Below are 24,823 nucleotides of genomic sequence, written 5' to 3' on the forward strand. Positions count from 1 at the left end.
CCACGACGTCCGCCCGTTCCGCGCCACCGACGCGTGGTCTTCCCGCGTGTCCCGGTGACCGGAGCACGCGGGTCGCACGACCGACCGCGTCCGTCCACAGTGAGTCCACTGTGGATCGACGCACTGTTCTTCCGCGACACCTCTTCCGCCACACCCAGAGCGCGGTGCACGCGCTCCGATGGCTCGCACCGAGAGGAATCACGCACCATGACGACGACCGAACGCAGCACGGTGGACCAGGTCCTGGACGACCGGACCTACCACATCGAGTTCAACAGCGACCCCGACCTCAACGGACCGGCGTTCCCCGCGTGCCGGTCGCTGCCGTCCGCGCGGCACCTCAGCAACAACGCCAAGCACGCCGTCGTGGCACTGGCGGACCTGGGCGCGTCGGCGAAGCGGATCAAGGAGTTCTACGACAGCTACGCCGTGCTCACGCCGCACGGCTACCCGTTGGAACCGGCCAAGGTCGCGGACCAGGTCATCACCGACGAGAACTGGGAGCGCTTCATCGGCAAGCGCGTCAACTACGCCGGGTTCCGCGACTTCTTCGACCGGCGGGAGCGGGAACTCGGCACGGAGGAGCTGCTGCGGCGTTACGCGCCACCGCTGCTCTCCGGCTGGCTGGGCGCGTTCGGCCACCCGACCGTCCACCTGGGACTCGGGTTGGCCGCCGGCAACCGCTGGATGACCGTCGAGGGCCTGGCCTACCTGGCGTTCGCGCACGTGTCCTGCCACCCGGAGCGGTCGTCCCCGGTCGCCCGACCCGGCGAGGCGTCCGCGGTGGAATCCCTGCTGCGCATCGCGGAGGAGTGGCACGGCGATCCGCCGCACCAGTGGGTCGAGACGTTGATCGCCGACACCACGTCCGACGTCGCCCGGCGGATCCACCCCGACCTGGCCGGTCGGCAGTACCGGATCGCGAGCCTGCTCGGCGCGGGCCACCCGCTGATCCACCGGACCCCGACCTGGATCGAGGACGGGGAACCGGCCACGAGCTGGGGCCGGCTGCACTACGCCGCCACCCTGCTCTACCTGGCCGTGCCCGGCGATCCGCTGCTGCTGCACCTGATCACCTCGGTGCACGCGATGGAGCGCATCGCCGCCCGCCTGCCCCGGGACCAGCAGCGACACGCGGTGCGGTGCTACTGGATCGGCGCCCTGTGCCTGCTCTTCTCCCGCGCGGACTTCCCGCGCCGGGCGGCGCTGGCCGAGCTGCACGCGCGGTTCGCCGACGCCGTCGACCGGGAGGACGAGGCGTGGGACCGGCTCGCCGCACGCGCGGTGGAGCAGGCCGAGCAGCACCACCCCGAGCTGGTGTACGTCATGCGTGACGCGTGGCGCAGGTCCGGCCACCGCGCGATCTACCGCGTCGCGGCCGGCCGGTCCGCACCGCTCACGGAGGCCATCATGCCCTGACCGGCCGCCGCGCTCACCAGGTCATGTCGATCGCGCGCTCGAAGTTGACGTACCCCAGGCGCTGGAAGGCGTTCGCCATCGGCGTGTTGCCGACGTCCGTGGCCGCCCGGACACGGGGCACGCCTTGGGCGTCGAGGATGCGGGTGCCCTCGGCGAGGATGTCGTCGACGTAGCCGTTGCCCCGGTGCTCGGGGAGCACCGCCAGGTAGCCGATGACGGGGTTGTAGTCGTTGCGGGCCGGGGTGACGAACCCGACCGGCGTGCCGTCCGGCAACGTCGCGACGCGCCACCAGTCCCGCGGGCTCCGGTAGTGCGCGAGTTCGTCCGCGTAGTGCCGTTCCGCCGCCGCGCGGGCGGACATCCGGGTCAGGTCGGCCCTGCTGTGGGCGTCCAGGGTCCCGTCCAGGACCCCGGTCATCAACGACAGGACCTCCTCGGTGTCGTGGACCGGGCGGAACCGCAGGCGACCCGTCGGCGCGGGCAGCGGTGTGCCGGGACGCCACTCCAGGCGCAGGCGTTCCACGAGCAGGCGCGCGCCGGTCCGCTCCAGCGCGGCCATGCGGTCCTCCACGACCTGCCTGCTCGGCCCGGCCGCGCGCCAGTCGGGCGGCACGACCCGGTGGTAGCCGGGTGGCCGGGCACCCGGCGGGACCACCGCGGCCATGGCGGTGCGCAGCAGCCGTGCGCCGACGTCGACGCGATCCGGCGCGTCGACGTCGAGGTCGAAGACGTCCAGGAGCTGTGGCGTGGCGTCGCCCCGGCCCCACCAGGCGGCCTTGGCCACCAGGTGGTCACCGCGGAGGGCGACCCACAGCCACTCCGGTCGGCGGCGGCCCGCGGCGAGGTCGTCGGCGATCTCGGCGTCGAGGACGTAGGGCAGTCGGGAGAAGAGGTCGAGTTCTTCACGCCCGGTGAGCGGGCGCACGATCAGGTCGTTCTGTTCCACGGTGGGGTGCTTTCGGTGCAGGCGTTCCGGGTTCGGTCGGGAACCCGGCCGCAATGGGCGTAGGACGCATCGGTTTGTCCCTCCTCTCGTGCGCGGCAAGGTCTAGCCGACCACCGCGCCGGGCGCAAAACCATTTCGGCGGAGTGACGGCGTTGTCCCCCACAAGCGCGGAGTCGGTACCACCACACCGGTGGGTGGCGGCAGCACGCCGGTCACGGACGGCACCACGTCACGCGGACCCGGTCAGCGGCGGTTCGGAACTGCGAGTAGACAGGAGCGGTCACCTCGACCCCCGCGGTACCGGGAAGGAGTTTTCCCATGAAGCCCAACGCGATCCGCTTGGCCGCGGTCGTACCCGCGGCCGTCCTGGCCGCCGCTCTCGCACCCGCCGCGCACGCGGCGACCGACCCCGCGGCGACCGACCCCGCAGCGACCGACTACGCCAAGTGCCCGGCCAAGAACGTGTGCGCCTACGCCAAGTCCCGGGGCGCGGGCGAGCAGTGGGCGAAGCACCAGTCCCAGCGCCGCAACCACAACCTGCCGTGGGCCGGGCGCTCGGTGTACAACCGGACCGACAAGGTCATCACGTTCCACCGCCTGCCCGACGGGGTGGGCAGGCGGTTCACGCTGAAGCCGGGCCAGCGCAGCGATTTCGCCGGCGGAGCGCCGATGGACCACCAGGTCTGGAGCATCACCATCCCCTGAGGCGATCACCCGCGGGACCGGCGAAGTCGACCCGGTCCCGCGGGTGATCGGCACCGCTGGTCCGTCGATCCCGAGGCGCCCGCCTACGACCTGATCGGGGCCGCGGTGTCCGGCACCCCCGCGTAGTCGGGCAGCTCGACGCCGTTGAGCGCGCGGCCCACCAGCTCCACGAACCACTCGCCGGTGAAGTCGGGGCCCGGCTCGGCGTCCGGCCCGCGGACGTCGCGGCTGCGGGCGTTCAACCGGCCGATCTCCTGGTTGGCCTCGACGAACGGGCGCATCCGCGCCTCGTAGCGGGCGAACCCGGTGTCGGGGTCCCACCCCGCGGCGGCCAGCTCACCGGCCAGCACGCAGGCACCGACCAGGGCCAGCCCCGTGCCCTGGCCGGACAACGGCGACGAGCTGAACGCCGCGTCCCCGAGCAACCCCACCCGCCCGCTCGACCAGCGGTCCATCACCACCTGGGCGACCTGGTCGAGGTAGAAGTCCGGAGCGTCGTCCAGGTGCGCCAGGACGTCCGGGGTCAACCAACCCAGCCCGGCCACCCGCTCGCGCAGCAAGCGCTTCTGGGCCGCGACGTCACGGTGGTCGACGTCGAAGTCGGGCGAGGCGAAGCCGAACATGGCCATCGCGCGGGTGGCGTCCTGGACGGGGCGCAGGAGGGCCGAGCGCCCGGGCTCCTGGTACTCGAGCAGCCAGCGGTCCAGCCCGAACTCGTTGGGCACGCTGTAGAAGGCCAGCACGTGCCCGAGGTGGCGCAGGAACCGCTCATGCGGCCCGAAAACCATCGCCCGCACCGCCGAGTGCAACCCGTCCGCCCCGACCACCAGGTCGAAGCGCCGCCGAGCGCCACCCGCGAAGACCACGTCGACCCCGTCCACGTCCTGGGCCAGCTCGGCGACCCAGTCGCCGAAGACGTACTCGACGCCGTCACGCGTGTCGTCGTAGAGCACCCGCGACAAATCCCCGCGCAGGATCTCGATGTCCGCGATGTACCCGTCGCCACCGTCGTCCTCCGCGCGGAAGGTCTCCAGCACCTGCCCGTCCGCGTCCACGGTGTGCGCACCGGCCGTATCAGTGCACGCCGCACGCACCGCCGCGGCCAAACCCATGCGCCCGATGACCTCCCTGGCCACCCCACGCGCGTCCACCGCCTGCCCACCGGGCCGCAACTCGGGCATCCGCTCCACCACGGTCACCTCGGCTCCCCACCGACGCAACCAGTGGGCCAACGCGGGTCCCGCGATGCTCGCCCCCACCACCAACACCCTGATACCGCTCACCGCGCCCCCCAGCTCACCCGTCCGGATCTTGATCCCGAATCCTACGGTGATCCACGGCCCCGTCCGATCACTTGTTCGACAGCCGCCGCACGTGGGATGGGCAGTCACGTCGATACTTTGCTTGCCACCCCCGCACCCGAGACCGGGAGAACGCCGTGACCGACGCCGCTTCCACCTCGCCCGCGATCGACACGGCGGCACAGCGGCCGTCGGTGCTGTTCGTGTGCGTCCACAACGCCGGCCGCTCGCAGATGGCCGCCGCCTGGCTGTCCCACCTGGCCGGTGACCGGGTGGAGGTCCGGTCCGCCGGTTCGGCGCCCGCGGACCAGGTCAACCCGGCGGTGGTCGAGGCGATGCGCGAGGTCGGCATCGACATCTCCGCCCAGATCCCCAAGGTGCTCACCGTCGACGCGGTTCGCGAGTCCGACGTCTGCGTGACCATGGGCTGCGGCGACGCCTGCCCGGTCTTCCCCGGCAAGCGCTACCTGGACTGGCAGCTCACCGACCCCGCCGGGCGGGGAGTCGAGGCCGTCCGACCCATCCGCGACCGGATCAGGACCCTGGTCGAGGGCCTGATCGCCGAGATCGCTCCCCCACCGGGCACGAGCGCGTGACCACCGGCAGCACCCGGCTCAGCGGGCCGGCGGCGCGGGCAGCGACAGCACCTCGACCGGAGCCGGGGCGCAGCAGCCGCTGCCCGGACCGTCGGCGGGTCCGTCGAACACCCCCGACCCGCCGCACACCCCGGTCTCGGGCAGCACCAGCTCCACCTCCGCCGCGCTCTCGTGGTCGCCGGCGATCTCGGCGACCACGCTGCGCACCTGCTCGTACCCGGTCAACGCCAGGAACGTCGGCGCGCGGCCGTAACTCTTCATCCCCACCAGGTAGACGCCGGGCTCGGGCTGCCGCAGCTCGTTCGCCCCGTGCGGGTGGACGCTGCCGCAGGAGTGCGCGTTCGGGTCGATCAACGGCGCCAACCGGACCGGGGCGCCGAGCACCGGGTCCAGCTCCAGCCGCACCTCCGACAGCCACGAGTGGTCCGGTCGGAACCCGGTCAGCGCCACGACCTCGTCCACCGGGTCCAGGCGGTGCCCGTCCTGCGACACCAGCACCACCCGCCCGCCCTCGCGCTCGACGGCCGCGGTGCGGAACCCGGTGACCACCTCCACGTGCCCGGCGCGTGCCGCCGCCCGTGCCTCGAGCCCGAGCGCGCCCCGGGCCGGGAGCTGGTCGGCCGCACCGCCGCCGAAGGCGTCGCCCACCCGGCCGCGGCGCAGCAGCCACGTGACGCGGGTGCCGGGGTGCCGCTCCGCGAGGTCGGCCAGCGCCACCAGGGCGGTCAGCGCCGAATGGCCGCTGCCGGCGACCGCGATCCGCTTACCCGCGTACCGCCGCGCTTCCACGGCCAGGTCGGGCACCCGGTAGGTGATCCGGTCGGCCGCCGCGCGCTCGCCGACCGCGGGCAGCCCGTCGCCACCCAGCGGGTTGGGCGAGGTCCACGTGCCCGAGGCGTCGACGACCGCGCGAGCGGTGATCCGCTCCTCCCCGTCCGCGGTTTCCACGTGCACGGTCAGCGGCTCGCCGTCCCGCCCGGCGTCCACCACCCGGTCCCGACCGCGCCGCGCCACCCCGACCACCCGCGTGCCGAACCGGACGTGCCCGTCCAACGCGTCGGCCAACGGCACCAGGTACTCCGACGCCCACTCCGCGCCCGTGGGGTACCGGCCGGCCCCCGCCGCGCTCCGCCCGGCGGCCTCCAGGAGCCGCCGGGCAGCCGGGTCGACCAGCTCCGACCACGGCGAGAACAACCGGACGTGGTGCCACTGGGCCACCGCGGCCCCCGCCTGCGAGCCCGCCTCCAGCACCAACGGCCGCAGCCCGCGCTCCAACAGGTGCGCCGCCGCGGCCAGACCGGCCGGGCCCGCGCCCACCACGACCACCGGGAACTCGTTCACGATCCACCTCATCCATAGAAGTCTCTCTATCAAGCAGATGGGGAATCTATAGACGAGCAACTATGGATGCAACCGGAGGGGCGGCTATAGTCGGTGTCGTGACGCCGACGACGCCCACCGCGCTGCCCGACGAGGACGCCGCGACCTTCGCCCGCTGGTTCGCCTGCCTGTCCGACCCCACCCGCGTGAAGCTGCTGCACACCGTCGCCGTCCAACCCGGCGGCACCACCGTCGGCGCCCTGGCCGAACTGCTCGGCGTCAGCCAGCCCACCTGCACCCACCACCTGCGCAAACTCGCCGACGTCGGCTTCGTCCACCTGCGCAGGCAGGGCACCACCACCCTGGTCACGGTCAACGCCGCGTGCTGCACCGGCCTGCCCCACGCCGCCGACGCGGTCATGGGCACCATCGTCACCCGCCCCTGCTGCCCCACCGACCTGCCGGACGACGTCACCGTGCGCGCGATGACCGACGACGACTGGGCGGACGTGCGGCGCATCTACGGCGAGGGCATCGCCACCCGCAACGCCACCTTTGAGACCGAGACCGCCAGCCGCCGCACCCTCGACGCCAAGTGGCTGCCCGACCACCGCTGGGTCGCCGAGGTCGACGGCCGCGTCGCCGGCTGGGCCGCCGCCACCCCGGTCTCGGCACGCGACTGCTACGCGGGCGTGGCCGAGACGTCGATCTACGTCGGCGGTGGGTTCCGGGGGCGTGGTGTCGGGAAGTCCTTGGTGCACAAGCAGGTCACCGCCGCCGACGAAGGCGGGCTCTGGACGTTGCAGACCGCGATCTTCCCGGAGAACCGGGCAAGCATCGCCTTGCACCACTCGGCGGGGTTCCGCACCGTCGGTGTCCGTGAGCGCATCGCGCAGCACCACGGCGTATGGCGCGACACCGTCATGCTCGAACGCCGTGCGCAGCCTGGCCCGACGCGTTGACGCGGGCTACCTCCCGGGGACGAGGACGTCGGTGAGGTCGTCCGCGGGCACGACGGCCGCGTCGACCGACACCGCGAGCGGTGTGGTGAACGGCAGTCCCGCGGCGTCGAGCACGAGACGGGCGACGGCGGTGTGGTCGGGTTCGTCGATGTCGGCCAGGCGGATGCCCAGCGGCAACCGGTGCGCCGAGACCAGCTCGCCGAGCCCGATGACCAGTCGCTCGGCTTCGGCTCGGTGGGACTGGCGGTAGAGCACCTGCACGTCGGCGTGCCCGATGGGCATACCGTGGCGGGCGTGGAAGGTGACGCTGGCGGCCCGGGCACCGTCCCGGAAGCGGGCTCGGCGGATGCGGATCGGGCGGATGCCGCTGAACCCGTTGGCACGCAGGAGATCCCGGTACTGCGACCACTCCAGGCCGGTTTCGCAGCGGGCCTTGGCGTCGAGACCGGGGTCCGTGCCGCCGATGATGTCGGACATGGCGACCCGACCGCCGGGCGCGAGTACGCGGGCGATCTCGGTCCAGGTGGCGGCCGGGTCCGCGCTCAGCGACAGCACGCAGTTGCTGATGGCCAGGTCGACGCTGTCGTCCGCGCACGGCAGGTCGTCGGCGGTTCCCTCCCGGTAGTCGATCCAGCCCAGGCCCACCTCCTCGGCGTGCCGGGAGGCCACGGCACGCATGGACGACGAGGGGTCGACGCCGATCACCACGCCGTTCCGCCCGACGCGCCGCGCGGCGAGCAGGCAGTCCGCACCCGCGCCGGAACCGATGTCGAGCACGGTGCTGCCGGGTTCGACGACGACGTCGTCCAACGGGTGCCCGCACCCCGAGGACAGGCGGAGCACGTCCTCGGGGATCGAGGCCAGTTCGTCGGGCCGGTACAGCTCGACCGGCGAGCAGCACAGCCCGGACTCACCGAGTTGCGCCAGTTGCTCGTAGGTCGCCCGGATGAAGGCGGAGTCGGTCGTCATCGGGCGCTCGGGTCGACGGCGGTGGTGGCGGCGCCCGCGATGAAGCTGCGCTCCAGGTCCTGGTAGCAGACGCAGTCCGCGCCGCAGCCCTCGTCGGCCTCGGCCTCGGTGACGACGAAGACCTCCCACCGGTTGCCGTCCGGGTCGACCACCCAGATCTTGGTCTGCACCGCGTAGCAGCAGGCGGTCTCGGTCTCCTCGGTGATGGCGAACCCGGCTTCGCGCAGCCGCTTCTCCGTCTCGCGCACCATGCCGCTGGACTTGACCTGGATGCCGTAGTGGCCGCTGGAGGCGTGGCCTTCCTCGTGCTCGTTGAGGGTGATGTTCAGGCGTGGTTCTTCCAGCTCGAACTTCACGTAGTCGTCGCGGCGCTTGGTGGGACGCGCGTCGAACAACAGCATGTAGAACGGCAGAGCGGCCTCGACGCTGGTCACGTCCAGGCTGATGTGCACGCGGCTGGCACCGGCGAACTCCACCGCGTTGACCGCGTCGGTAACCAGTGCGACCGGTTCGCTGACGCCGGAGGCGATCCAGCCCTTGAGGTCGGCCGGGTTGGGCAGGTCGCCGCTCTTGGCCGGGTTGCCGTCGACCACCGCGAGGGGGAACGCGTCCGCGCCCTTGAGCGCCATGACCTGGAGCACCGACATCGGCAACCGCTGGTCACCCATGCCCGCGTCGTGCACCCGTACGACGTCGAGGGAAACACCCTCGGACGACACCTGGTCCACGGTCTGGCGCGCGGTCTGCTGGTCGCTGTCGTTCGTGACGTATAACCGGATCTCCACGACGCGGTCTCCTCGGGTCAGCAGCAGCCGGACGAGCCCGGGGCGAGGGTCAGGGTCAGGGTGCCCGCGGGTGCCTCGGCGCGACCGGTGGCGAGGTCGAGCGCGTCCATCAGGTTGGGCATCGATCCCGCGGCGACGATCTGCCCGTTGACGGCCATGACCGGCAGCGCGCCCTGGCTGCTCAGGTGGCCGATGACGGAACTGGGCACGCTCACCGGCTCAGTGCCGGAGGAGTTCAGGTTGTGGTACTCGACGGCCACGCCTTCCCCGACGCGGTCGCGCAGGAAGTCGGCGAGGTTGGACGCCGCGGACGGACCGCAGCACGGGCGGTCGAAGAACTGGACGATGTCGGCCATTGTCACTCCACTGTGGACGAAGGGGTGGTTCAGCGCAGCAGCGTGGTGGCGATCTCGTCGACCGCGCGCACCGTCCGGTCGACTTCCTCGGCGGTGTTGTAGAGGTAGACACCGGCCCGGACGTTGCCCGGTGAGCCCGCGTGGCCGTTGACCTCGTTGAAGTAGTTGACCGCGCAGTGCTGACCGGTGCGCACGCCGATGTGGTAGCGCTCGTTGAGGATGCGGCCGACCTCGTCGGGGTGCAGGTCGCCGATGTTGAACGACACGATCGCCAGCCGGTCGGCGTTGTCCTCCGGGCCGTAGATGTCGATGCCCTTCACCGACCGCAACCCGTCCACCAGGCGGTCCATCAGTGCCCGGTCGTGCGCGGCGATCCGGTCGAACCCGACGCCGCGCAGGTACTCGATGGCGGCGTGCAGGCCGTACGCCTCGGCGATCGGCGGTGTCCCGGCCTGCCACTTGTCGGGGAGTTCGCTGTAGGAGCAGTAGTCCAGGCTGCACTCCTCCAGCGACGGGCAGTCGCACGCGCTGGTGTCCAGGGTGCCGCCGCCGATCATGCCCGGCATCAGCGAAGTCGCCAGGTCCATGCGGATGTACAGCACGCCGATGCCGGTCGGGCCGAGCATCTTGTGACCGGAGAACGCCAGGAAGTCGCAGTTCAGCTCGACGACGTCCAGCGGCAGGTGCGGTGCGGCCTGCGCGGCGTCGACCAGGAACAGCACACCGCGCTCGCGGCAGGCCCGACCGATGGCGGCGATCGGGGGCATCGTGCCCAGGACGTTGGAGACGGCCGTGCAGGTGACGAGTTTGGTGCGCGGCCCGATGAGCTTGATCAGCTCGTCGGCGTCGACGTGCCCGGTACGGCCGGCGTTGTACCAGCGCAGCTGGAGGTCTTTCTCCTGCGCCATGCGGACCCACGGCGCCATGTTCGACGTGTGTTCCAGGCTGGTCAGCACGATCTCGTCACCGGGCTGGAAGTCCAGGGTGTGCGCGACCAGGTTGATCGAGTGCGTGGTGTTGCTCGTCAGCACGATCTCCTGCGGCAGCGCGCCGATGAACCCGGCGACCGACGCGACGGCCGCGTCGAACTTCTCCGACGCCCGCATGGACAGGTCGTAGGTGCCGCGGTGGATGTTCGCCCGGTCGTTGAGGTAGTACGAGGTCATCGCGTCGACCACGGACCTGGGCGTCAGCGACGAGGCGACGCTGTCCAGGAACACCTCGTCCGGCCGGATGGTCGGGAAGTCGGCGCGCAACGCCGTCAGGTCCGACACCGTTGGAGTGCTCACAAGTTCCCCCTGACGACACGGGGCCGCCACATAGATGACGGTCGATATCGACAAGCGTGGATACGCCCGAGGGCGTTGTCAAGGGGATCGGTCAGACCAGCGACGCGGCCAGGCCGGTGGCGGCGCGCAACGCGTCCAACACCTCGACGATCGCCTCGCGGCGCACCGAGTACCAGATCCAGGTGCCCCGGCGTTCGCCGTCGACCAGGCCCGCGTCACGCAGCACCTTGAGGTGGTGGCTGATCGTGGGCTGACTGCGGCCCAGCGGCTCCACCAGGTCGCACGCGCACACTTCGCCCGCCGGCGCGGTCGCCAGCAGGTTGAGCAGCCGCAGGCGGACGGGGTCGGCCAGCAGCTTGAGCTTGGCCGCCAGGTCCGCGGCCGCGCCGGTGTCGAGGCTGCCCGCGCCGGCCGTGCCGCAGCCCTCGGGACCGCAGCCGCCGGGACCGCACTCCCCGGAGTCGCAGGCCGTGCGGTCGTCCACCATCGGCAGCTCTCGCATACGCCCAGTATGCCGTTTGCCGGGGACGTCCGGAACAGCCGTATCGACAACTACGAATATTGACCTTGATTGAAGGACGACGGTGACGCAGACTCGCGGTCTCACCAGGCTCAACCCATCTCGGCACGTCCCACCGGGGGAAGTCCGACTTGCGCGTCCTCCTCGGGGTGCCTTCACGAGGAGGACGACATGCGTTTCGTACCGTTGGGCGGGTTCCTGGGCGCCGGCAAGACCACCACGATGATCGCCGCCGGGCGCCGCTTCGAGGGCGCCGGCAGCACGGTCAGCGTCATCACCAACGACCAGGGCGTCGACCTGGTCGACACCTCGCTCGCCGCCGCCTCGCTGGGCGACGTCTCCGAGGTCACCGGTGGCTGTTTCTGCTGCAAGTTCGAGGACTTAGCCGCCGTGGTCACCCGGTTGACCAGCGACGCGCACCCGGATGTGGTGCTGGCCGAGGCGGTCGGGAGCTGCACCGACCTCCAGTCCACCGTCATCCGGCCGTTGCGCCACTTCTACGGCGACGACCTGCACGTCGCCCCGCTGACCGTGCTCGTGGACCCGGTGCGCTACGCGGGCCTGAGCCCGCTGTGGGACGACCCCGCCACCGAACCCGACCTCGCGTACCTGTTCCGCCACCAACTCGACGAGGCCGACATCATCGCGATCAACAAGGCCGACCTGCTCTCCCCGGTCGAGGTCGGCCGCGTCCGCGACCAGGTGCAGGTTCGGTTCCCGCACGCGCGCGTCGTCGCCTTCTCCGCCGCGACCGGAGCCGGGCTGGACGAACTGGTGGCGCTGTGGGCCACCTCCGGTTCCGGCGAACACCGGCCGTTCGCCGTCGACTACCGGCGTTACGGCGCCGCCGAAGCCGAACTCGCCTGGACCAACCAGTCCTTGTCCCTGCGCTCCGCCACGACGTTCGCACCCGCCGAGTGGGTCCGCCACCTGCTCGCCGAACTGGGCTCCGCCGCCGCGCGCGCGGGCATGACCGTCGGCCACGTGAAGGTCCGCGTCACCAGCCCGGACGGCACCACGAAGGCCAGCCTCACCGGGGCGGGCGCCGAGCCGACCTTCGACGAGCAGCTCTGGGTGCCCACCCGCACCGCGGAGGTCGTCCTCAACGCCCGCGTGCGCACCAGTCCCGACGACCTCGACACCCTGATCGGCCGGTGCCTGGCCGCGGCCGACGCGGCGACCGGGGCCGACAGCGGCACGCGCGCCGGCGACGTCTTCCGCCCCGGGTTCCCCGAGCCCGTGCACCGGATGTGACCGTATTTCCCGCACTCCGGTCGGGCAAGCCGGCCGGAGCACTGCCTCGCGCATTCTTTTTGGTGCGGTGCCGAATGGAAGATCCCGCAATCGGCCGATCGCGTCGTTCGATCGACGGGTGAACGTTGGGGAAATTCCGGGGAAACGTGGGGAGTGCGTCATGACGGTGGCCGTGGTGCTTGTCCTGGTGACCTTCCTCGCTGCCGTCAACGGCAGCAACGACGTGCCCAAAGGCGTCGCCACCCTGGCCGGGGCGGGCGTGGCGGGATTCCGCACCGCGATTCTGTGGGGCACCGTCACGACCCTGGCCGGGTGCCTCGTGTCCTTGCAGCTCGCTTCCCGGATGACCGCCCTGTTCTCCACGGGGATCGTGTCCGCCCCACCGACCGCCGAATTCGCGATCGCCGTGCTCGTGGGAACCGGCGCGTGGGTCGCCCTCGCCACCGTCCTGCGCTTACCGGTGTCGACGACCCACGCGTTGATCGGCTCCCTGCTCGGGGCGGGGGCGTTGTTCGCCTCGGGCTCGGTGGTGTGGTCGGCCGTGGTGCCGCGGCTGGTGCAACCGCTGCTGCTCAGCGTCGTCGTCGCCTACGGCGTCTCCGTACTGCTCGCGGTGTTGGCCGGGCGACGTTCCCGCGCGGCCTCGGCCGGGCGGGCGGACCGCGTGCTCGGCGTCGCGCACTGGATCACCAGCGGCCTCACCGGGTTCGCCCGCGGCCTCAACGACGCACCGAAGATCGTCGCCATCGGCGCGTTCGCCCTGGTGCCAGCCGGCTTCGCCCCTTGGCAGGTCCTGCTCGTCGTCGCCGGCGCGATGGCCGCCGGTTCCGTGATCGGCGGCCTGCGCGTGGCCGAGCGCCTGGCCGAGGACGTCGTCCGCATGAGTCATCGCGAAGGCTTCACCGCCAACCTCACCACCGCCGCCCTCGTCGGCATCGGCGCCTCCGCCGGCCTGCCGATGTCCACCACCCACGTCTCCACGGGCGCGATCGCCGGCAGCGCCGGCCTGGCCGTGAACCGCGTCAACCGCAAGACCATCGGCCAGTTCGCCATCGCCTGGCTGGTCACCCCGCCCGTCGCCGGAGCAGTCGCCGCCATCACCTACCTGCTGACCGCCTGACCGCCGGGGACCCGGCAGCGCGCCCCGCTCCACCGGCCGGGTGGCCGGCAGGCCGACCCGCGCGATCACGGTTGCCCGGTGGCCACGCTCGGACATCGGGTGCCGAAGGACCGGCTCAGTCCTCTTCCTCGTGGGGCGCGTCTTCGGACTTGCCCCGCCGCCAGTAGCCGCCGAAGTAGACCCGGCCGCGGTCCAGGCCGCGGTCGCCCACGAGGTGGCGGCGGAGGGCTCGGACCACGCCGGCCTCGCCCGCGAGCCACGCGTAGCCGGCACCGGGTGGCAGGTTCGCGGCACGCACGGCCGTCGCCAGGTCGCCCTCGCCACGCACCAGCCAGGTCACCGCCACACCCGGCGGCACGGCCCAGTCGACCCGGTCACCCTCGGCGGGCACCTCCACGAACACGTGGGCCACGCAGTCGTCGGGCAGCACCGCCACGATGCCCGAGATCGCCGGCAACGCGGTCTCGTCACCGGCGATCAACTGCCAGTCGGCGTCGGCGGGCGGCGCGTAGTCGGCGCCGATCCGCTCGCCGTCCCGGTAGCCGGGGTACCTGCCGTCCGGCGCGATGAGCACCACGCGGTCACCCGGCGCCACCGCACCCGCCCACCGCGACGCCGGCCCGACGTCGCCGTGCAGCACGAAGTCGACGTCGATCTCGCCGTCCCGCGCCGCGCGGATCGTGTAGGTCCGCATCACCGGCTTGCCCGCCGGCGGCAACGCGCGGTACCGCGCGTACCAGTCCGCCCCCGTGGGCACCGGCACCGCGAGCCCGTCCTCCGCCGGCAGGAACACCTTGATCCGCTGATCGGGACCACTGGTGGTCACGTCCCGCATGTCGGGCCCCCCGAACGTCACCCGCACCAGGCTCGCCCCCACGGGGCGAACGGCCAGCACCTCGGCGTCGAAGTGCCGGAAGGGTTCGACCTCGACCGCTGTGGCCACCGACATCCGGGCACCGCCTTTCCTCGACCACCGGCAGGTGATCTTACGTAGGTAAGGCTAACCATACATACCGGTGGGAGGCAGCGGGAACGTGTCGCCGCGCGCCAGGTAGGTGACGTCGACGGCGGGTCGGCGGCGGGCGACCTCGGCGACGAAGTCGGACAGCGGCGATTTCATCAGGCCGTAGTCGTCGAAGTGCACCGGGACGGCGTGCCGCGGGCGCAGCAGCTCCAGCAGGTCGACGCCCTGCGTGCCGTCCATCGTCAGCAGGATGCCGAGGAACTTGGTGCCACCCAGGTGCACCACGGCCACGTCGATCGAGGGGAAGCGCTCCCGGATCTCCCGGAGGTCGTCGTGGACGAGCGTGTCCCCGCTGAAGTACACGCGCAGCGGCGGCGCGCCCGGTCGGGGGCGGTACTCCACCATGGTGCCCATCACCGGCGGCAGCAGGGCGGCGACCCGGCCCAGCGCGTGCCTGCCCGGCAGGGCCGTCACGGTCAGCACCGCCTCGTCCTTGACCAGCACCTGCTCCGACCACCTCGCCAGGGCGACCGGCTCGCGGAAACCCCGGCGCGCCAACCACTTCGCGGCGTGCGCGGTGGTCAGGACCGGCAGGTCGCGGTCCAGTTCGCGAGCCGCCACCCGGTCGAAGTGGTCGCCGTGCAGGTGCGAGAGCACGACGGCGTCCAGCGCGGGCAGGTCGGCCACCTCCACCGCCGGGTCCGCGCGCCGCCGGGAGAACAGGCCCTGGCCGAAGTACGCCCACTGTCCTTTGTGGATGAAGTTGGGATCGGTCAGCAACGTGAACGGCCCCACGCGCAGGACGGTCGTCGCGTTGCCGACGAAGAACAGCGAATCCGGCACGGCGAACCCCTTTCGACCAGCGCTCCGGCACACCCCGATTACCCACCACCGGCCCGACCATGCGGGCGCGCCGGACCGACCATGCGGGCGCGCCGGACCGACCACGCACGTGCCAGGCCGGCCACGCGGGCGCGCCGGACCAGACAGTTGGCGCGCTGAGCTGGACAGGGCACGCCGGGGGCTGGGCGCGCCGGGCAGGCAGGGCGCGCCGGGGCCGGGCGCACTGGGCCGGGCAGGTGGTTCCCGGGCCCGGTCGGGGGAAGGGGGATGGCTGCTCGCCGGCACGCCCGCACATACTCGCGACGTGCCCGGCACCGCGGGCACCCGGACGTGGAACGGAGCACCGCAGATGGCACACCGCGCGCTCACCGCAGCCACCACCACCGTCCTCACCGCCGCGCTGCTCGCCGCGACGCCGACCGCGGCCGTCGCGGTCGAGCACCTGGTCTTCCTCGGCAGCGCCGACGTGGGCACGGGTGTCTGGGACGGGGCCGGCGGCGCGCCCGTGACCCTGCGCGAGTTCACCGACACCGGGTCCCAGCACTGGTACTGGGACCCGGACGCGGGCACGTTCCGCAACGCCGCGAGCGCGCACTGCCTGGCCGCCACGAGCGGCGCGCTGTCGCAGGCCGCGTGCGCCGCCGAGGACGCGCAGCGGTGGGAGCGGCGGCCGATCGGCGACCCCGGCAGCACCCCGTCCCTGTTCGCGAACGCGGCCACCGGCGAGTGCGTCACGCACGCCGGGTTGTCGGCCCAACTGGCGCTGGCGCCCTGCGACGCCAACCGCGCCGACCAGCAGTGGAACATCTACCTGGTGTGAGCGCGCGGTGCGTTTCCGGCACGCGTGCGGTGGTACGCCTCGGCGGTGACGACCTCCAGCGATGAGCTGCGGCGGCTGGCCGCGACGAAGTTCGGGTGGACGCGGTTGCGGCCCGAGCAGGTCGAGGCGATGGAGCACGTGGTGGCGGGGCACGACGTGCTCGTGGTGCTGCCGACCGGCGCGGGCAAGTCCGCGATCTACCAGGTGCCGGCGCTGGTCCTGGCCGGGCCGACGGTGGTGGTGTCGCCGCTCATCGCGCTCCAGCACGACCAGGTGGAGGGCATCGAGGACAGCCGGGCCCCGGAGGCGGTGGTGGTGAACTCCGCGCAGCGGGCGGACGAGCGGCGGGACGCCTGGGAGGCGTTGCGGGAGGGCGCCGCCGAGTACGTGTTCCTCGCACCGGAGCAGTTGGCCGACGAAGCGCGGGTCGAGGAACTGGCGAAGCTCGGCGTGTCGTTGTTCGTGGTCGACGAAGCGCACTGCGTCTCGTCGTGGGGCCACGACTTCCGGCCCGACTACCTGCGACTGGGTGACGTGGTCGAGCGGCTGGGCCACCCGGTCGTCGTCGCGTTGACGGCCACCGCCGCGCCGCCGGTGCGGCGGGACGTCGTGACGCGGCTGGGTCTCCGGGACCACCGGGAGGTGGTGGCGAGCTTCGACCGGCCGGAGCTGCACCTCGCGGTGGAGCGGTTCACCGACGACGCCGCCAAGCGCGCCGCCGTCACCGCGCGCGTGCGCGGGCTGACCGCCGACCCCGCCACGCGGCGCGGCCTGGTCTACGCGGCCAGCCGCAAGGAGGCCGAGTTCCACGCCGCGGAGCTGGCCCGCGCCGGTGTGCGCGCGGAGGGTTACCACGCCGGGATGAAGGCGGCCGACCGCGAACGGGTGCACCAGGGGTTCATGGCCGACGAGGTCGACGTGGTGGTGGCCACCTCGGCGTTCGGGATGGGCATCGACAAACCCGACGTGCGGTTCGTCGTGCACGCGTCCGCGCCGGAGTCCCTGGACTCGTACTACCAGCAGATCGGACGCGCCGGGCGGGACGGTGAACCGGCCGAGGTGGTGCTCTGCTACCGCCCCGAGGACCTGGGCCTCCAGCGGTTCCTGACCTCCGGCAAGTCGGCGGAGGAGACCGTCGGCCAGGTGGTCCGGGCCCTTGACGAGCACGAAGGCCCCGTTGCCCCGGACACGCTGGCCGAAGAGGTCGAAGCGCCGCCGGCCCGGCGCACGCGGGCGGTCAACCTGCTGGTCCAGGCCGACGCCGTGACCGTGGACGGTTCCGGACGCCTGGGCACCGACCCGGACCTGACCCCCGACGAGGCGGTCGAGCAGGCCGTGGACGCCGAGCAGGCGTACCGGCGGCTGGTGCGCTCCCGGATCGACATGGTGCGCGAGTACGCCGAGACCACGGGGTGCCGGCGGCAGCACCTCCTGGGTTACTTCGGCGAGCGGCTGCCGGAGCCGTGCGGCAACTGCGACACGTGCGACGCCGGCACCGCGCGCCGCGTCGCGCCGGGCACCGACGCGTTCCCCGTGGACAGCCGCGTCCACCACCGGGAGTGGGGTCCCGGTGTCGTGATGTCGGTGGAGGCCGACCGCATCACCGTCCTGTTCGACCGGGTGGGGTACAAGACGCTGTCCCTGCGCGCGGTGCGGGAGCAGGACCTGCTGGACGGGTCGTGACCCGCCCGGTGGATTGCCCGTTTCGCACCCGGTCGCCCGGGTAGCCAGCGCGCATGGACGACGCCTTCCCCATCCGGGACTACGACCACCTCACGCTCGGCGACCTGCGCCACCGGATCAGGTCGCTGTCGGCCGAGGAGCTGCGCCAAGTGCTCGACCACGAACGGCGGCACGGCGACCGGACACCCGTGACCGAGCTGCTGACCACCCGCCTGGCCGAGGTGGAGGGCGGCGCGGAACCGGCGGCCGGCGACCAGCGCTCCGCCCCGCCCGCGGACCGGGGCCGGCGGGCGCCGGAGGTCTCGCCCGCCCACTCCCCCGACCCGACCACACCGCTGAGGCACGGCGTCGCGGACCAGACGCCCTCCCGCGGCCGTTCCTGACCGGCGGCCCGCGCCGGGTGCGCCCCACGTGGAGGGAGTCCGGTGGCCGGACTGGAGTTCGTGCTCGCCGAGGGTGCGGGGAACCTGCTCCCGGCACGCACCCAGATGGCGTTGTCGCTCGGCTGGCACATCGTCTTCGCCTGCTTCGGGATCGCCTTCCCGGCGATCGTGGTGTTCACCGAGTGGCGGGGTCACCGCCGCGGTGACGAAGCGCTGACGCGGCTGGCGCACACGTGGGCCAAGGCGATGGGCGTGCTGTTCGCCGCGGGCGCGGTGTCGGGCACGCTGCTGTCGTTCGAGATGGGCATCCTGTGGCCGGGGCTGATGGCGCGGTTCGGCGAGGTGTTCGGCTTCCCGTTCGTGCTGGAGGGCTTCGCGTTCTTCGTGGAGGCCATCTTCGTCGGCGTCTACCTGTTCGGCTGGAACCGGCTGTCGCCGCGCGCGCACATGCTCAGCGCGCTGCCGATGGTGGTGGCCGGCATCGCCGGCGCGTTCTTCGTGGTGTCGGCCAACGCCTGGATGAACAACCCCACCGGGTTCCGCCTGGACGAGCGGGGCGACGTGGTCGACGCCCGGCCGTGGGCGGCGATGTTCGGGCCGTCGACGTGGCCGCAGTTCGTCCACATGTGGTTGGCGGCGTTCATGGTCACCGGCTTCCTGGTCGCCTCGGTCTACGCGATCGGGATGCTGCGCGGTCGGCGCGACCGCTACCACCGGCTGGGCCTGCTGGTACCGCTGACCGTCGCGGCGATCGCGGCCCCGGTGCAGGTCGGTGTCGGTGACTGGATCGCCAACACCGTGGCCGACAACCAGCCGGCGAAGCTGGCCGCGATGGAGGCCCAGTACGAGACGACGGCGGGCGCGGGTCTGTCCTTCGGCGGCATCTACCGCGACGACGCGCTCCACTACGCGTTGGAAATCCCCTACGGGCTGTCGTTGTTGATCCACCACGACCCGTCCGGGGTGGTGCCGGGGTTGGCGGAGGTGCCCGCCGACCAGCGGCCGCCGGTCAACGTCGTGCACCTGTCCTACAACGCGATGGTCGGCCTGGGCACCGGGTTGCTGCTGCTCGCGCTCTGGTTCGGCCTGGTGTGGTGGCGTCGGCGGCGGCTGCCGCGCACCGACTGGTTCCTGCGCGCGGTCGCGGTGTCCGGGGTCGCCGCCGTGGTCGCCATGGAGGCCGGGTGGGTCACCACCGAGGTCGGCCGGCAGCCGTGGATCGTCTACGGGCTGCTGCGCACCGCGGACGCCGTGAGCCCGGCACCCGGCCTGGGGTGGGGCCTGGTGGCGGTGCTGGCGGTCTACACCGTGCTCACCGTGTTCACGGTCATCGTGCTGCGCAGGCTGGCGCGGGGCCGCGACACGCGTGCGCCCCAGGAGCTGGAGGAGGCGCGGTGACCCTCGCGGAAGCCGTGCTGGGCGCGGCGTTCGTCGGACTCGTCGCGTACGCGTTGTTCGGCGGCGCGGACTTCGGCGGCGGTGTGTGGGACCTGCTCGCGGGCGGCACCGAGCGCGGGCGACGCGTGCGGGACCGGGTCGAGCGGTCGATCGGACCGGTGTGGGAGGCCAACCACGTCTGGTTGATCTTCGTGCTGGTGGTGTTGTGGACCGGTTTCCCGAGGGCGTTCGCCGCCGCGGTCACGACCCTGTACGTGCCGCTCACGCTGGCGGCGTTCGGGATCATCGCGCGTGGCGCGGCGTTCGCCTACCGCAAGAGCGTCGACACCCCGGGTATGCGGCGGTTCTTCGGGGCCGCGTTCGCCCTGTCGTCGTTGCTCACGCCGTTCTTCCTGGGCGCGGTCGTGGGCGGGGCGGCCTCGGGGCGGGTGCACCGGGACGTCGGCGGGGGCGATGTCGTGGGCAGCTGGGTGAACCCCACGTCGGCGCTCGGCGGGACGCTCGCCGTGCTGGCCTGCGCCTACCTGGCGGCGGTGTTCCTGTGCGGTGACGCGCGGCGCGACGGCGAGGACGACCTGGCCGAGGCGTTCCGCCGCCGCGCGCTGCTCACCGCCGCCGCGACCGGTGCGGTCGGGCTGGCGGGCATCGCCGTGCTGCACGCCGACGCGCCGCTGCTGTTCACCGGGCTGACCGGCCGCGGCCTGCCGGTCGTGCTGCTGTCCGCGGTGGCCGGCTCGGTGGCGCTGGTCCTGCTGTGGACGCGCCGGTACACCGCCGCCCGGATCGCGTCGGCGGTCGCCGTCAGCGCGATCCTGGTCGGCTGGGCGGTGGGCCAGTACCCGTACGTGCTGCTGCCCGAGCTGACCGTGGAGCAGGCGGCGGCCGGTCGGCCGACGCTGCTCGCGCTGCTCGTCGCCCTGTGCGCGGGCGCGCTGGTGCTCGGTCCCGCCCTGACCTACCTCTACGTCCTGTTCCAGCGACCGGCGACGGCGCGGGAGCGGTCCGGGGTGTGACTCAGCGGCCGAACAACCCGACCAGGGTGCCCCCGGCCAGCACGTGGCCGTCGATCGCGGCACGCAGGTCGTCGGCCGTGACGCCGTCGCCCAACCCGAGCGGCCGGTCCACGGCGAACAGCCGGAACACGTACTGGTGCGGCTCGTCGCCCACGGGCGGCTGCGGACCGCCCCAGCCGGTGTCGCCGTAGTCGTTGCGACCGACCGATGCGCCGTCCGGCGTCGAGCCCTCCTCGACGGAGGTCACGTCGGCCGGGATGCCGGTGACGACCCAGTGCGTGAACGTGCCGCCGGGCGCGTCCGGGTCCTCGCACAGCAGCGCCAGTTCCTCCGCCCCGGACGGCGCGGACGACCACCGCAACGGCGGTGAGGTGTTGCCGCCGTCGCGCGAGTAGCGGTCGGGGATGAGGGTGTGCCCGCTGAACGCGGCGCTGCGCAGGTCCAGACCGCCGTCCTCGGCCGCGCCGCCGCCACCGCCCGCCGGGCCCGCCGCGCGCTCACCCACCGGGCGCGGCGGGTGCTCCTGCCGCAACCGCTCGTTGGCGGCCCGGTCGGCGTGCTGGTCGGGCACCCCGCTGTTGTCGAGTTCGCCGCGCAACCGCGTGCGCTTGACGTCGTACGCGTGACTGCCTGGGTCGGGCATGTCCGTCTCCTCTCGATACCTCCATTCGGGCTACCCAACCCCGTCTTCCTCACACGAGCCCAACGACGCCGTACGCGGCTGCGGCCACCACGGCGGCGGCGGGCAGCGTGAGCACCCAGCCCTTCGCGATATCCGCCGCGACGGACCACCGCACCGCCGAACGGCGGGTCGTCGCGCCCACGCCCATCACCGCCGAGGTGATGACGTGCGTGGTGGACACCGGAGCGTGGAACGCGAACGCCGTCAGGTAAAGCACCGAGGCGGCCGACACCTCGGCGGCGAAGCCGTGCGGCGGTGTCAGGTGGAAGATGCGCCTGCCGAGGGTGCGCATGATCCGCAGGCCGCCCGAGTACGTGCCCGCCGACAACGCCAGCGCGCACGCCAGGACCACCCACAGCGGCACGCCGTAGTCGGCCTGGTGGCCGCTCACCACGAGCGCGAGCACGATCACGCCCATGCTCTTCTGCGCGTCCTGGAGGCCGTGCCCCAGGGCGAGGCCCGCGGCCGAGAACACCTGAGCCCGGCGCATCAGGCGGCTCGCGCGGTGCGCGTTGGCGTCGCGGAACGCCCACCGGATCGCGGTCATCACCCCGTAACCCAGGACCAGGCCGATCACCGGTGAGATGATCATCGGCACGACGACCTTCTCCAGCACGCCCGACCAGTGCACCCGGGTCGTGGACGCCAGCGCGGCGCCCACCAGCCCGCCGACCAGCGCGTGCGACGACGAGGACGGCAGGCCGAAGTACCACGTGACGAGGTTCCACGTGATCGCGCCGACCAGGGCGGCGATCACGACGTGCAGCGCGTCCTCGCCCATCGGCGTGTCGATGACACCCGACGCGATGGTCACGGCGACCCCCGTGCCCAGCAGCGCGCCCACCAGGTTCATCACCGCGGCCAGCGCCAGTGCGCCGCGCAACGTCAGGGCACGCGTCGACACCGCGCTCGCGATGGCGTTCGCGGCGTCGTGGAAGCCGTTGGTGAAGTCGAACGCCAAGGCGAGCACGACCACGAGCACCAGCCCGGCGGTCGGCATCAGGACTCCTTGACCGCGATGGAGTGCACGACGTCCGCCACGTGCTCGAAGGCGTCGGCCGCCGACTCCAACTCGTCCACGACCTCCTTCAGCTTCATGACCTCCAACGCGTCGCGTTGCCCGTTGAACAACACCGCCAGCAGCTTCCGGTACACCTGGTCCGCTTCGTTCTCCAGCTCGTTGACCTCCACCCAGTACGCGGTGAGGTCCTGGGGCGTGACCAGGCGCGGCATGGCGTCCGCGGTCCGGCCGGCGGCCCGGCACAGCAGCTCCACCTGGGCGGTCACGCCGGGTGGCAGCTCGCCGACCTGGTAGAGGGTGGCCAGGTCGACCGCCGCGTCCATGTGGTCGACCACGTCGTCCAGCCGGATCGCCAGCCGGTAGATGTCGTCCCGGTCGAACGGGGTCACGAACGACCGGTCGAGCAGTTCGACGAGCGCGTGCGTCGCGTCGTCGCCCGCGTGCTCCAGCTCGTGCATCCGCGCGGCCAGGTCCGCCCGCCGCTCGACCGGTGCCGCCACGAACTGCTTCAGCACGTCGACGCTGGCGCCGATGTTCGTCCCGATGCCCGCGAACAGCTCGAAGAACTTCGCCCCTTTGGGCTTCCGACTGAACCGCATGACGGTGAGTACCCCGGCGGGTCCTGATCGACCCGGCCCCGTGGGTGTGCTGGTTTCTCACCCGGTGCGGTGGCACGGGTCGCCGTCCGCGCCCGTCGCCACTCGACCGGGTGAGGCTCAGGACACCCCGACGAGGCGGAACAGCGGGTCGGCCCCGGTCGTTGCACGAAGCGGTCAGTGCGAGCCGCGAGCCGCGGTCCGCGACCGCGAGCCACGAGCCACGGGTAGCGAACGCGGGCCGTGAACGCGAGCCACGGGCCGCGAGCCACGGACCGCGAGCCCGCGAGCCACGGTCCGTGAGCCGTGAGCCCGCGAGCCACGAGCCCTCGGCCCGCGGTCCGTGAGCCGTGAGCCGCCGTTCGGCCGACGCCGAGCGGTGACCGCCGCACCGACCCCCTGATCACGCCCCCGGTCCGCCGCCGCCCCCGCCGCGGCCGGGGGCGTGCCCGCGTTCGCGTTCGGACCGTCTCAGTCGGGCGGTTCCACGGTGCCCGCCTCCTCCCGCACGTCCTGCGCCGCGGGTTCCTCGCGCGCGACCTCCGGCACCTCCACGTCGAGGTCGTCCAGTCCCGGGGTGCCCGGCGAGCGGGGTGGTTCCGGGTTGAGCGGTGCGTCATCCGGTTCGGACATGGTGGTCGGCTACCCGGCGGCCGGGTGGCCGAACCACGCGGGGGCCGACCGGGGGTCCCGTCGCCGACAGTGTCGACCCACGGGCCGCCGTGCCCACCGATGAGCCGCTGCCCGTCACCGGCACGGGCGGAACCGTCCCGCCGACCGGGCCTCCCGGTGACGCGGTGTCAGCGGAGTCCGATGTGGCAGTCCTATGGCGACGGTCCCGACCGCCGGGGCGGTCGCGATGGACCGTTCGGCCCACCGCCACCGGTGCGTGATCCCGAACCCGGTGCGCGATGGGGCCGTCCGCCGGCACGAACGGATCATCCGTTCGCCATTCAGGACGGCGATTCGGCGAGAGGTCCACCGGCGACGGTGGATCCGGCCGGGGCTCCCTTGCCTCTTCGGGCGGCGTGGCCGGTACGAGTGTCGGCCGCACCCGATAGCCGGTTCCGCGTAGTGGTACGACCAATGCCGCAACGCGTTCGGCCACGCCGGCCAAGCACGCCGTGACGTTGACGGAACACCGCAAAGTGGGATTCTGGTGGACGTGCACGGCACCACCGAACTCCGGCAGGCCAACCGCTTCCGCTTGCTCCTGGTCGAGGACGACCGCGAACTCGTGGAACTGCTCTCCGACGCCCTGCGCGGGGAGGGTTATGCCGTGGACGTGGCCATGGACGGGCACCGCGGTCTGCACCTCGGGCTCACCCGCCCCTACGACGTCGTGGTCATCGACCGCGGCTTACCCGCCCTCGACGGGATGGACCTCTTGGTGCGCTTGAGGTCCAGGGCCGTGCGGGCGCGGGCGTTGATGCTCACCGCGCTGGGCACCGTGCACGACCGGATCGACGGCCTCGACGCGGGCGCCGACGACTACCTGGTCAAGCCGTTCGACCTGGACGAGCTGAGCGCCCGCCTGCGTGCGCTGTGCCGGCGGGCGCTGGAGCTGAGCGACGTGCTGGACGTCGGCGCGGGCCACCTCGACATCCGGCAGCGGGAGGTGGTGCTGCCCGACGGCGTGCGGGTGCGGCTCACCACCCGCGAGTTCGCGCTGCTGCGCATCCTCGCCGCCCACCCGGAACGGGTGCACACGCGGTCGGCGCTGCGGCGGTCGGTGTTCCAGGACGCGTCCGCGCACTCCATTGTGGACACCTACGTGTACTACCTGCGGACCAAGCTCGGCCGTTCGGTGGTGCGCACGGTGCCGGGACTCGGATATCAGTTGGGGGCGCTGTGAGCCGTTCGTGGGCCGAAGCGGAA

General features: G+C 72.6%; 26 protein-coding genes. 12 read left to right on the forward strand and 14 right to left on the reverse strand.

Annotation, left to right across the window (positions count from 1 at the left end; genetic code table 11):
- The first annotated feature begins 207 nt into the window (after window positions 1-207).
- On the forward strand, window positions 208-1,419 hold the full coding sequence (locus KZQ38_RS16145) for a questin oxidase family protein (RefSeq protein ID WP_219442834.1): 1,212 nt from the start codon (window positions 208-210) through the stop codon (window positions 1,417-1,419).
- A 13-nt stretch (window positions 1,420-1,432) separates the two neighbouring features.
- Here KZQ38_RS16145 and KZQ38_RS37105 read toward each other — a convergent pair whose 3' ends face one another.
- Window positions 1,433-2,365 (reverse strand): GNAT family N-acetyltransferase, encoded by a 933-nt coding sequence (locus KZQ38_RS37105; RefSeq protein WP_219442836.1) that lies wholly within the window; start codon window positions 2,363-2,365, stop codon window positions 1,433-1,435.
- 318 nt (window positions 2,366-2,683) lie between these two features.
- Here KZQ38_RS37105 and KZQ38_RS16155 point away from each other — a divergent pair, with 318 nt between their 5' ends.
- The gene (locus KZQ38_RS16155; RefSeq protein ID WP_219442838.1) at window positions 2,684-3,070 is read left to right on the forward strand and encodes a peptidase inhibitor family I36 protein; all 387 of its coding nucleotides are present in this window, start codon (window positions 2,684-2,686) and stop codon (window positions 3,068-3,070) included.
- 83 nt (window positions 3,071-3,153) lie between these two features.
- Here the strand turns inward: KZQ38_RS16155 and KZQ38_RS16160 are convergent, their stop codons facing one another.
- On the reverse strand, window positions 3,154-4,353 hold the full coding sequence (locus KZQ38_RS16160; protein WP_219442840.1) for an FAD-dependent monooxygenase: 1,200 nt from the start codon (window positions 4,351-4,353) through the stop codon (window positions 3,154-3,156).
- Window positions 4,354-4,604: 251 nt separating this feature from the next.
- Here KZQ38_RS16160 and KZQ38_RS16165 point away from each other — a divergent pair, with 251 nt between their 5' ends.
- Complete coding sequence (locus KZQ38_RS16165) at window positions 4,605-4,967, forward strand: arsenate reductase ArsC (protein ID WP_219443019.1); 363 nt, start codon at window positions 4,605-4,607, stop codon at window positions 4,965-4,967.
- Window positions 4,968-4,985: 18 nt separating this feature from the next.
- Here the strand turns inward: KZQ38_RS16165 and KZQ38_RS16170 are convergent, their stop codons facing one another.
- Entirely contained in the window at window positions 4,986-6,308 is a 1,323-nt protein-coding gene (locus KZQ38_RS16170; RefSeq protein ID WP_219443020.1) for an FAD-dependent oxidoreductase, read from the reverse strand.
- 62 nt (window positions 6,309-6,370) lie between these two features.
- On the opposite strand from KZQ38_RS16170, the gene KZQ38_RS16175 reads away from it, so the two are divergent.
- Window positions 6,371-7,249, forward strand: coding sequence for a helix-turn-helix domain-containing GNAT family N-acetyltransferase (locus tag KZQ38_RS16175; protein ID WP_219442842.1), 879 nt, complete (start codon window positions 6,371-6,373; stop codon window positions 7,247-7,249).
- A gap of 6 nt (window positions 7,250-7,255) precedes the next feature.
- On the opposite strand, the gene KZQ38_RS16180 is transcribed toward KZQ38_RS16175, so the two are convergent.
- The 5 genes from KZQ38_RS16180 to KZQ38_RS16200 form a co-directional block, all read right to left on the reverse strand.
- Window positions 7,256-8,218: a methyltransferase domain-containing protein gene (locus KZQ38_RS16180; RefSeq protein ID WP_219442844.1), complete on the reverse strand. Its 963-nt coding sequence runs from the start codon at window positions 8,216-8,218 to the stop codon at window positions 7,256-7,258.
- Window positions 8,215-9,003 (reverse strand): ArsI/CadI family heavy metal resistance metalloenzyme, encoded by a 789-nt coding sequence (locus tag KZQ38_RS16185; RefSeq protein WP_219442846.1) that lies wholly within the window; start codon window positions 9,001-9,003, stop codon window positions 8,215-8,217. Before KZQ38_RS16185 ends, KZQ38_RS16180 begins: the two co-directional genes overlap by 4 nt.
- A 17-nt stretch (window positions 9,004-9,020) precedes the next feature.
- Window positions 9,021-9,359: an arsenic metallochaperone ArsD family protein gene (locus tag KZQ38_RS16190; protein WP_219442848.1), complete on the reverse strand. Its 339-nt coding sequence runs from the start codon at window positions 9,357-9,359 to the stop codon at window positions 9,021-9,023.
- A gap of 29 nt (window positions 9,360-9,388) precedes the next feature.
- Complete coding sequence (locus tag KZQ38_RS16195) at window positions 9,389-10,648, reverse strand: aminotransferase class V-fold PLP-dependent enzyme (RefSeq protein WP_219442850.1); 1,260 nt, start codon at window positions 10,646-10,648, stop codon at window positions 9,389-9,391.
- Window positions 10,649-10,739: 91 nt separating this feature from the next.
- Window positions 10,740-11,150: an ArsR/SmtB family transcription factor gene (locus tag KZQ38_RS16200; RefSeq protein ID WP_257901438.1), complete on the reverse strand. Its 411-nt coding sequence runs from the start codon at window positions 11,148-11,150 to the stop codon at window positions 10,740-10,742.
- A gap of 189 nt (window positions 11,151-11,339) precedes the next feature.
- Between KZQ38_RS16200 and KZQ38_RS16205 the strand changes: the two genes are divergently transcribed.
- Both KZQ38_RS16205 and KZQ38_RS16210 read left to right on the forward strand, forming a co-directional pair.
- Window positions 11,340-12,422 (forward strand): GTP-binding protein, encoded by a 1,083-nt coding sequence (locus KZQ38_RS16205; protein ID WP_219442852.1) that lies wholly within the window; start codon window positions 11,340-11,342, stop codon window positions 12,420-12,422.
- 160 nt (window positions 12,423-12,582) lie between these two features.
- On the forward strand, window positions 12,583-13,542 hold the full coding sequence (locus tag KZQ38_RS16210; protein ID WP_219442854.1) for an inorganic phosphate transporter: 960 nt from the start codon (window positions 12,583-12,585) through the stop codon (window positions 13,540-13,542).
- Window positions 13,543-13,657: 115 nt separating this feature from the next.
- Here KZQ38_RS16210 and KZQ38_RS16215 read toward each other — a convergent pair whose 3' ends face one another.
- Together KZQ38_RS16215 and KZQ38_RS16220 are read right to left on the reverse strand one after the other, a co-directional pair.
- Window positions 13,658-14,491: a siderophore-interacting protein gene (locus KZQ38_RS16215; RefSeq protein ID WP_219442855.1), complete on the reverse strand. Its 834-nt coding sequence runs from the start codon at window positions 14,489-14,491 to the stop codon at window positions 13,658-13,660.
- Between the two features lie 51 nt (window positions 14,492-14,542).
- Window positions 14,543-15,349, reverse strand: coding sequence for an MBL fold metallo-hydrolase (locus KZQ38_RS16220; RefSeq protein ID WP_219442857.1), 807 nt, complete (start codon window positions 15,347-15,349; stop codon window positions 14,543-14,545).
- A 304-nt stretch (window positions 15,350-15,653) separates the two neighbouring features.
- Here KZQ38_RS16220 and KZQ38_RS16225 point away from each other — a divergent pair, with 304 nt between their 5' ends.
- From KZQ38_RS16225 to KZQ38_RS16245, 5 genes are read left to right on the forward strand one after another with little or no spacing between them, the layout of a single operon-like run.
- Window positions 15,654-16,169, forward strand: coding sequence for an RICIN domain-containing protein (locus KZQ38_RS16225; RefSeq protein WP_219442859.1), 516 nt, complete (start codon window positions 15,654-15,656; stop codon window positions 16,167-16,169).
- A 45-nt stretch (window positions 16,170-16,214) separates the two neighbouring features.
- On the forward strand, window positions 16,215-17,852 hold the full coding sequence (locus KZQ38_RS16230) for a RecQ family ATP-dependent DNA helicase (protein ID WP_219442861.1): 1,638 nt from the start codon (window positions 16,215-16,217) through the stop codon (window positions 17,850-17,852).
- 53 nt (window positions 17,853-17,905) lie between these two features.
- Window positions 17,906-18,235, forward strand: a complete 330-nt coding sequence (locus KZQ38_RS16235) for a DUF8129 domain-containing protein (protein WP_219442863.1) — start codon at window positions 17,906-17,908, stop codon at window positions 18,233-18,235.
- Between the two features lie 42 nt (window positions 18,236-18,277).
- A complete protein-coding gene (locus KZQ38_RS16240; protein WP_308258431.1) occupies window positions 18,278-19,633 on the forward strand; it encodes a cytochrome ubiquinol oxidase subunit I in 1,356 nt (451 codons plus the stop codon).
- Window positions 19,630-20,646 carry a cytochrome d ubiquinol oxidase subunit II gene (locus tag KZQ38_RS16245; protein WP_219442865.1) on the forward strand — a complete coding sequence of 339 codons (1,017 nt, stop codon included), beginning with the start codon at window positions 19,630-19,632 and terminating at the stop codon, window positions 20,644-20,646. Before KZQ38_RS16240 ends, KZQ38_RS16245 begins: the two co-directional genes overlap by 4 nt.
- A gap of 1 nt (window position 20,647) precedes the next feature.
- On the opposite strand, the gene KZQ38_RS16250 is transcribed toward KZQ38_RS16245, so the two are convergent.
- The 4 genes from KZQ38_RS16250 to KZQ38_RS16265 form a co-directional block, all read right to left on the reverse strand.
- A complete protein-coding gene (locus tag KZQ38_RS16250) occupies window positions 20,648-21,151 on the reverse strand; it encodes a YbhB/YbcL family Raf kinase inhibitor-like protein (protein ID WP_308258441.1) in 504 nt (167 codons plus the stop codon).
- Window positions 21,152-21,338: 187 nt separating this feature from the next.
- Complete coding sequence (locus KZQ38_RS16255; RefSeq protein WP_219442869.1) at window positions 21,339-22,328, reverse strand: inorganic phosphate transporter; 990 nt, start codon at window positions 22,326-22,328, stop codon at window positions 21,339-21,341.
- Window positions 22,328-22,948, reverse strand: coding sequence for a DUF47 domain-containing protein (locus tag KZQ38_RS16260; protein ID WP_219442871.1), 621 nt, complete (start codon window positions 22,946-22,948; stop codon window positions 22,328-22,330). The genes KZQ38_RS16255 and KZQ38_RS16260 overlap by 1 nt, the downstream gene beginning before the upstream one ends.
- A 468-nt stretch (window positions 22,949-23,416) precedes the next feature.
- The gene (locus KZQ38_RS16265) at window positions 23,417-23,578 is read right to left on the reverse strand and encodes a hypothetical protein (protein WP_219442873.1); all 162 of its coding nucleotides are present in this window, start codon (window positions 23,576-23,578) and stop codon (window positions 23,417-23,419) included.
- A gap of 532 nt (window positions 23,579-24,110) precedes the next feature.
- On the opposite strand from KZQ38_RS16265, the gene KZQ38_RS16270 reads away from it, so the two are divergent.
- Window positions 24,111-24,800, forward strand: coding sequence for a response regulator transcription factor (locus KZQ38_RS16270; protein WP_443706240.1), 690 nt, complete (start codon window positions 24,111-24,113; stop codon window positions 24,798-24,800).
- Window positions 24,801-24,823: the final 23 nt, after the last annotated feature.

It is taken from the genome of Saccharothrix obliqua, from assembly GCF_019375475.1.
Taxonomy (GTDB): Bacteria; Actinomycetota; Actinomycetes; order Mycobacteriales; family Pseudonocardiaceae; genus Actinosynnema; species Actinosynnema obliqua.

Bases quoted from the DNA above. Each gene is read 5' to 3' on its own strand.
- KZQ38_RS16145 (WP_219442834.1), top strand. From the start codon at position 208: ATGACGACGACCGAACGCAGCACGGTGGACCAGGTCCTGGACGACCGG.
- KZQ38_RS16155 (WP_219442838.1), top strand. From the start codon at position 2,684: ATGAAGCCCAACGCGATCCGCTTGGCCGCGGTCGTACCCGCGGCCGTC.
- KZQ38_RS16165 (WP_219443019.1), top strand. From the start codon at position 4,605: ATGGCCGCCGCCTGGCTGTCCCACCTGGCCGGTGACCGGGTGGAGGTC.
- KZQ38_RS16175 (WP_219442842.1), top strand. From the start codon at position 6,371: ATGGATGCAACCGGAGGGGCGGCTATAGTCGGTGTCGTGACGCCGACG.
- KZQ38_RS16180 (WP_219442844.1), bottom strand. From the start codon at position 8,218: ATGACGACCGACTCCGCCTTCATCCGGGCGACCTACGAGCAACTGGCG.
- KZQ38_RS16190 (WP_219442848.1), bottom strand. From the start codon at position 9,359: ATGGCCGACATCGTCCAGTTCTTCGACCGCCCGTGCTGCGGTCCGTCC.
- KZQ38_RS16200 (WP_257901438.1), bottom strand. From the start codon at position 11,150: ATGCGAGAGCTGCCGATGGTGGACGACCGCACGGCCTGCGACTCCGGG.
- KZQ38_RS16205 (WP_219442852.1), top strand. From the start codon at position 11,340: ATGCGTTTCGTACCGTTGGGCGGGTTCCTGGGCGCCGGCAAGACCACC.
- KZQ38_RS16210 (WP_219442854.1), top strand. From the start codon at position 12,583: ATGACGGTGGCCGTGGTGCTTGTCCTGGTGACCTTCCTCGCTGCCGTC.
- KZQ38_RS16215 (WP_219442855.1), bottom strand. From the start codon at position 14,491: ATGTCGGTGGCCACAGCGGTCGAGGTCGAACCCTTCCGGCACTTCGAC.
- KZQ38_RS16235 (WP_219442863.1), top strand. From the start codon at position 17,906: ATGGACGACGCCTTCCCCATCCGGGACTACGACCACCTCACGCTCGGC.
- KZQ38_RS16255 (WP_219442869.1), bottom strand. From the start codon at position 22,328: ATGCCGACCGCCGGGCTGGTGCTCGTGGTCGTGCTCGCCTTGGCGTTC.
- KZQ38_RS16260 (WP_219442871.1), bottom strand. From the start codon at position 22,948: ATGCGGTTCAGTCGGAAGCCCAAAGGGGCGAAGTTCTTCGAGCTGTTC.
- KZQ38_RS16265 (WP_219442873.1), bottom strand. From the start codon at position 23,578: ATGTCCGAACCGGATGACGCACCGCTCAACCCGGAACCACCCCGCTCG.